General features: G+C 34.0%; 6 protein-coding genes. 4 read left to right on the top strand and 2 right to left on the bottom strand.

The genetic code is table 11. The annotated features are described in order from the left end of the window. The first annotated feature begins 150 nt into the window (after positions 1 to 150). Entirely contained in the window at positions 151 to 1,710 is a 1,560-nt protein-coding gene (gene rny, locus GSA01S_RS08895; RefSeq protein WP_066126761.1) for a ribonuclease Y, read from the top strand. A gap of 354 nt (positions 1,711 to 2,064) precedes the next feature. Here the strand turns inward: rny and GSA01S_RS08890 are convergent, their stop codons facing one another. Both GSA01S_RS08890 and GSA01S_RS08885 read right to left on the bottom strand, forming a co-directional pair. Continuing rightward, a complete protein-coding gene (locus tag GSA01S_RS08890) occupies positions 2,065 to 3,297 on the bottom strand; it encodes an MFS transporter (RefSeq protein WP_066126759.1) in 1,233 nt (410 codons plus the stop codon). 3 nt (positions 3,298 to 3,300) lie between these two features. After that, positions 3,301 to 4,098 (bottom strand): zinc dependent phospholipase C family protein, encoded by a 798-nt coding sequence (locus GSA01S_RS08885; RefSeq protein WP_066126757.1) that lies wholly within the window; start codon positions 4,096 to 4,098, stop codon positions 3,301 to 3,303. Between the two features lie 224 nt (positions 4,099 to 4,322). Between GSA01S_RS08885 and GSA01S_RS08880 the strand changes: the two genes are divergently transcribed. From GSA01S_RS08880 to GSA01S_RS08870, 3 genes are read left to right on the top strand one after another with little or no spacing between them, the layout of a single operon-like run. Further along, complete coding sequence (locus GSA01S_RS08880; RefSeq protein ID WP_066126755.1) at positions 4,323 to 4,916, top strand: NfeD family protein; 594 nt, start codon at positions 4,323 to 4,325, stop codon at positions 4,914 to 4,916. Positions 4,917 to 4,968: 52 nt separating this feature from the next. After that, on the top strand, positions 4,969 to 5,955 hold the full coding sequence (gene floA, locus GSA01S_RS08875) for a flotillin-like protein FloA (RefSeq protein WP_066126753.1): 987 nt from the start codon (positions 4,969 to 4,971) through the stop codon (positions 5,953 to 5,955). Positions 5,956 to 5,967: 12 nt separating this feature from the next. Next, on the top strand, positions 5,968 to 6,561 hold the full coding sequence (locus GSA01S_RS08870; protein ID WP_066126751.1) for a hypothetical protein: 594 nt from the start codon (positions 5,968 to 5,970) through the stop codon (positions 6,559 to 6,561). The last annotated feature ends 42 nt before the right edge of the window (positions 6,562 to 6,603 follow it).

The raw sequence follows: 6,603 nt of genomic DNA, 5'->3' as shown, positions 1-6,603 counted from the left end.
AATTTGACACTATCGGCTTATATTAAATCAATTGACAATTAATATAATAAAGACTAAAATAAAAGATGTGTGAAAGCACATTTTTTAATTATTTAACTTCAATTTTTTTGAAATGAAATAAAATATAATAATGATACGGAGGTGACTCTTATGGACTTAGTGTCAATCGCCTTCGCTATCGTTGCTTTAATAATCGGATTAGTTTTAGGGATTTTTATTCAAAAGAAAAATGATGAAAAACGTGTCGATGGCGCAAAAGCAAATGCAGAAGCCATTGTGGATGATGCGATTAAACAAGCGCAAAATCTAAAACGTGAAGCATTATTTGAAGCGAAGGAAGATAACTTAAAGTTCCGTAATGAGGTTGAACAAGAATTAAAAGAACGACGCAATGAAGCAACTAGATTAGAACAACGTTTGATGCAAAAAGAAGAAAATTTAGACATCAAAAGTAACAATCTAGATAAGCGCGAATTAAATCTTGAGAAAAAAGAAACGGAATATACCAAACGCCAAGAAGCAATATCTGAAAAAGAAAAACAAGTTCAAGTATTAATCGATGAACAAAAGCTTGAATTAGAAAGAGTAGCGACTCTTTCAAGACAAGATGCCAGAGAGATTATTATGTCTGAGACTGAACAAGAATTATCTAATGAAATTGCTATTATGGTCAGAGATTCAGAACAAAAAGCCAAAGATGAAGCAGATCGTAATGCTAAAAACATTATTTTACAAGCTATTCAAAAATCTGCAACTGATTTAGTAGCTGAGAATACTGTGACCGTTGTACACTTACCAAGTGATGATTTGAAAGGACGCATTATCGGGCGTGAAGGACGTAATATTCGCACATTAGAAAGTTTAACTGGTATCGATTTAATTATTGACGATACACCAGATACTGTCGTCTTAAGTGGATTTGATCCAATCAGACGACAAATTGCTAAAATTGCCTTGGAGCGATTAATTCAAGATGGACGTATTCATCCTGCTAGAATTGAAGAAATGGTGGATCGTGCGCGTAAAGAAATTGATGAAAAAGTACGTGAAATTGGTGAAGAAGCAACATTTGACGTTGGCGTACATTCGCTTCATCCAGACATCATTAAGATTTTAGGACGCTTGTCATTTAGAACTAGTTATGGACAAAACGTTTTAAAACATAGTATTGAAGTAGCTAAATTAGCGGGAGTGATGGCTGGAGAATTAGGCGAAGATGTGGCTATGGCCAAAAGAGCAGGACTTTTACACGATTTAGGTAAAGCACTTGACCATGAAATCGAAGGTTCTCACGTTGAAATTGGCGCCGAAATCGCCAATAAATACCACGAACCTGAAATTGTAGTAAATTCAATCGCATCTCATCATGGTGATACTGAACCGACCTCACCAATTGCAGTATTAGTAGCTGCTGCTGATGCCTTATCTGCCGCAAGACCAGGTGCTAGAAGTGAATCACTTGAAAACTATATTCGTCGTCTAGAAAAATTAGAAGAAATTTCTAACAGTTATGATGGTGTTTCTCATAGTTATGCTATTCAAGCTGGGCGTGAAGTCAGAGTAATGGTTAAACCACAAGAGTTAAATGATGCTCAAGCAATCAAAGTTGCGCGAGATATCAAAAATAGAATTGAAGCAGAAATGAATTATCCAGGAAATATTAAAGTGACGGTTATACGCGAAACGCGTGCTGTTGAGTATGCAAAATAAATCGAAGAATTGAGGCGGGAAGAACAGTAGTTCTAATCCCGTCTTTTTTTGAAATATTAAGCTAGTAACCAATTTAGGAGCTAGCGTATGTCATATTACCTGTTGTAGACAAATGGGTGCTCTCTTTTTTAGTAGAACAATCAAATCTTATTCTTGTTAGCACTCTATGAAAATGGGTAGGAACCTGACAATTCTAAAAATGAAAATTAAAGCTTTTAATCCTATGTGGACGATTATGAAAGAGCAATGAAATGAATGAATTGCTTCTTAAAGCAAAGTAATTTAATCGCAAAATGTAAACTAATTGCGCTATTGTAATGAGCTAGTAATTGTGAATTTTCGTAACGCAAATGATTATTTTGCCACGGGTTCTTTTAGTGAAAGATTTAAAATAATGAAACCAGCAATAAATAAAAACGTTAATGATGCCACGGCATATTGTTGATTACCAGTAAAAGACGTAATTAAAGAAACGATTAACGTTCCAAATATTGAAGCACCTTTTCCACAGATGTCAAAGATACCAAAATATTCTCCCGATTTTTCATTAGGAATGATTTTAGCAAAATAGGAACGTGATAATGCTTGAATTGCTCCTTGGAACATCCCAACCGCAATTGCTAGAATCCAAAACTCATACAATTGATCCAACTGAATGGCATATAATGCGATTAAACCATAAGCAATAATACAGATTTTTATTAAGGTTTCTGTTTTATATTGATGAGAAATTTTTGAAAAATAGAGTGCAGCTGGAAATGCTACTAATTGCGTAACTAATAAAGCTAAAATTAAACCGGTGGAATCTAAACCTAAAGAAGTACCATAAGCTGTAGCCATATTAATAATTGTATAGACACCGTCAATATAAAAGAAGAATGATAATAAAAACAGACTGATTTTACGGTCTTTAATAATTTGTTGTAAGGTCGCCCATAATTGTTGGAACACTTGATTGGCACTATTTTCAGTGTTGATATGTTTTTGTTCATAGGTTTTAAGGAGTGGAATTGAAAATAAGAACCACCATAAAGCGTTAATCACAAATGCAGCAATCGTAGCATGAAAAGTTGTGATACCAAGCATGTCTTTACCAAAAATTATCGCGATACTAATGACAAAAGGAATCGTACTACCGACATATCCCCAAGCATAACCATGAGAGGAAACACGATCCATCCGTTCAGGAGTGGTAACATCGGTTAACATACTGTCATAGAAAACTAAAGATGAATTATAAAAGACCTTCGTTAAAACATAAGCAATGAGAAAAGATAACCAATGTTGAAAGAATGGCATTAAGATACAACCAATTGAACCGAAAACTAACATTATTGTGAACCAGCGTTTACGATGACCGTGACTATCCGATTTGGCGCCTAAAATAGGCCCTAAGATCCCAACGATAATCGTGCTAATAGTGACGGCATAACCCCAATACGAAAAATAGACATCTTCTGATAAACCCTTATTCTCAGCTAAAGTATTGAAGACAATCGGAATGATAGTAGTAGCTAATAGGGTGAAAGCACTATTTCCAACATCATATAAAATCCAATTTTTTTCTAATTTTGTTAAATCTTTCATAGTTTACTCTCCATCATAATTTATTTTAAATGCATCAGCCAACGCGTGTCCGTTCATTAAATATTGAAATACATTATCAATTAGAGCCGGGGACTTGTTCAAGGTAGTTTCAAAAATAGCATCCAATTGAAGATTAGCAACCGCCGCTTCCTTAAAAGGAGTTTGCAAGATAATGAGAGACTTAAAGTTAGAAAACCCAGCAAAATTAAGTAAAGATATTAAAAAATTCTCTTTAATTTGTGATTCGCTATGAAAAAACCACTTAATATAACGAAAGAAACGAATGCCTAAAATAACATTTTGTGGTGTTCCTTTTGGGTAATGAGTATAAAATTTGGGTATTACCGTTTTAAAACCTGGCTCTTTCGCAATAAGATTTTCTAGTTTGAATTTAAAGGGATTTTTCTGGTCTTTGATTAAATAGTAACGGTCCAATTCTGTTTCAACATTTAAATGAGAAAATTCTCCTTCACTTAGTTGATTTACAAGTGGATGTATATTTGAATCAAGCAAGTAGTGACAAAGACTGCCAATAAAATAAGCCATCTCTGGGGAATTCCATTCGCAATCGAGGAGCATCTCTTTTTGATTCTCAATAAAATTTATCCCAGACTCTTTATGAATAATCATTCCAGGGCTATCTGATTTCATCAAGGTTAAAGGATTAAAGAAAAAAATATCTGGGCCTTGTTGACCTAATAAATAATAATCTCGATGTGTTTCGGCAATAATTTTATAGTGCTCAGGTAGTAATTCAAGCAATTGTAGACCAAAGCGATGATGGGTATAAATACTGGCCATAGAATCAATCCTTCCATATATTATAATAAATTAATCATAACATGATTTAGTCATTGATAGATAGAATAGATTGTAAACAAAATGTAAATTTGAATAGAAAAAGCAGCATACAAATTGAAAAACTAAATGATAATATTTATTTATAACGAGTAGAAAGAAGGGTTATTATTATAGGTTTATGAAAAAATTTGTTATAATATTGTCAATAAGTGAGGTGAGGATAAATGATTTGGCTATTTTTGGGAACAGCGCTTTTAACGCTAGCGTTATTTTTAAAATTTAAATGGCTAAATGTTGTAGTGGCTGTCGGTCTTTTTGCAGTATATTTTGATGTATTGAATCAACCGATTTTCGATTATATTATTTTTCTAATCGGGGTGGCATTTTTAATTATTGAATTGTATATTCCGGATTTTGGCATTGTGGGTATTTTAGGTGTTATCACCATTATCTACTCATTAGCTGAACAAGTCAGAGATATTCCTGATTTAATTTTATTACTATTAGCACTAGTAGGTCTGGTATTAGCAGTAAGTTTTATAGCTTATCAAGCGGGATTAACATTACAAATCTCACCTCAATTCGTTTTAAATAAAGCAATTGGCAAACAGGTTGATGAAGATACTTTAGTTAGCTATGGTAAATTAATAAATGAAACAGGTCTCGTTATCGAAGATTTAAGACCAGTTGGTAAAATTAAATTAGACTCAGATCAACAAGTTTACGAAGTGATGAGTGAAGAAGGTATGCTTGAAGCGAGTCAGCCTGTATACATTTCAAGGGTCAAAGGGACCCAGCTTTATGTGAGAAAAAATTGATAGTTAAATGATTACTTAGAAAAATAGATGAATAGTAAAAGGAGTGGAAAAAATGGGAGAAACAACCATCGTTTCGATAGTTATTATTGCTGTTTTGGCGATAATTTTTATTGCTTTGTTCTTTAGATTTGTACCAGTAGGATTATGGATTACAGCCTATTTCTCTGGTGTGAAAGTTGGGATTGGGAATTTAGTTGGGATGCGTCTACGACGAGTTGTACCCTCATATATCATTACCCCCCTTATAAAAGCAACTAAAGCCGGTTTAAAAATCAGTACAGATGAACTTGAAGCACACTATTTAGCGGGCGGTAATATTAATTTAGTAGTCGATGCACTAATTGCCGCTCAAAGAGCTAATATTGATTTAGAATTTGAGCAAGCAGCAGCTATTGATTTAGCAGGGCGTAATGTTTTTGAAGCAGTACAGGTATCCGTTAATCCTAAAGTAATTGAAACACCAATCATTGCTGGGGTTGCCATGGATGGTATTGAAGTAAAAGCAAAAGCCAAAGTAACAGTAAGAGCTAATATTGAGCGTTTAGTTGGGGGTGCTGGTGAAGAAACTATCATTGCCCGTGTTGGAGAGGGGATTGTAACGACCGTTGGTAGTGCGCCAAAACATTCAATCGTTTTAGAAAATCCAGACTCTATTTCGCAAACTATTTTAAGAAAAGGATTGGATTCCGGTACCGCATTTGAAATTCTATCGATTGATATCGCGGACGTGGATGTAGGTCGTAATATAGGAGCAAAATTACAAGCAGATCAAGCAATTGCCGATAAGAAGATTGCACAAGCCAAAGCCGAAGAACGTCGTGCCTTCGCTGTTGCTCAAGAACAAGAGATGTTGGCCGAAGTTCAGCGTATGAGAGCTAAAGTAGTAGAGGCTGAATCAGAAGTTCCTTTAGCTATTGCTGAAGCATTCAAAAAAGGTAATTTAGGTGTAATGGACTATTATCAAATGCAAAATATAAAATCAGATACTGCGATGCGTGATTCAATTGCCAATCCAACTATTCAAAATGAAAATGAATAGGGGCGATGAACCATGGAAATATTTCTATTGATTCTCATCTACTTTTGGTTTATTAATACTAAATCAAAAGAAAAAAAGTTTGATATAGTAAAAAATCTGGAAGTTGATGAAGAAAAGTTAAGTGAAAAAACCAAAAATGCGATTGAAGCGGCCGAACGATCGATGAATCAACTAAAAAGCAGTTTAAAAGAAAACCAAAAAAGAGAAACAAAGAAAAATAGAAAAAGAAAGGTTTTAGAAGAGTTGGCAATCGATAGTGAAATGGAACAACTTTCTATAGAAGAAGATCAATCCTTGATGGATGAATTAGAAAGCGACAAAAATATAACACTTGACAATCAATCGTTGAATCATGAATCATTAGACGCGAGAGATTCAAAAGAAGAATCAATCGAAGACTATTTAACAAAGGATATTGATTATTTCGAGTCAATGGCAGATGACTTAATTGAAGATGAAGAAGATACACTACAAGTGGAAAGAACAAAGCATCATCAATTTAAACAACATCCGTATCAACGAATGTTACGATCTGGTAAAATTAAAGAGGTTATCGTCATGAGCGAAATAATGAAACGGCCACAAGGCCGAAAACAACTTAAATAAGATCTAAAAAACCGATTACGATTTAAAGTAATCGGTTTTTTC

The sequence above is a fragment of the Globicatella sanguinis NBRC 15551 genome, assembly GCF_001552295.1.
In the GTDB taxonomy this organism is placed as follows: domain Bacteria; phylum Bacillota; class Bacilli; order Lactobacillales; family Aerococcaceae; genus Globicatella; species Globicatella sanguinis.
Note: the sequence above shows the minus strand (reverse complement) of the source record. Positions and strands in the feature narration are given on the sequence as shown.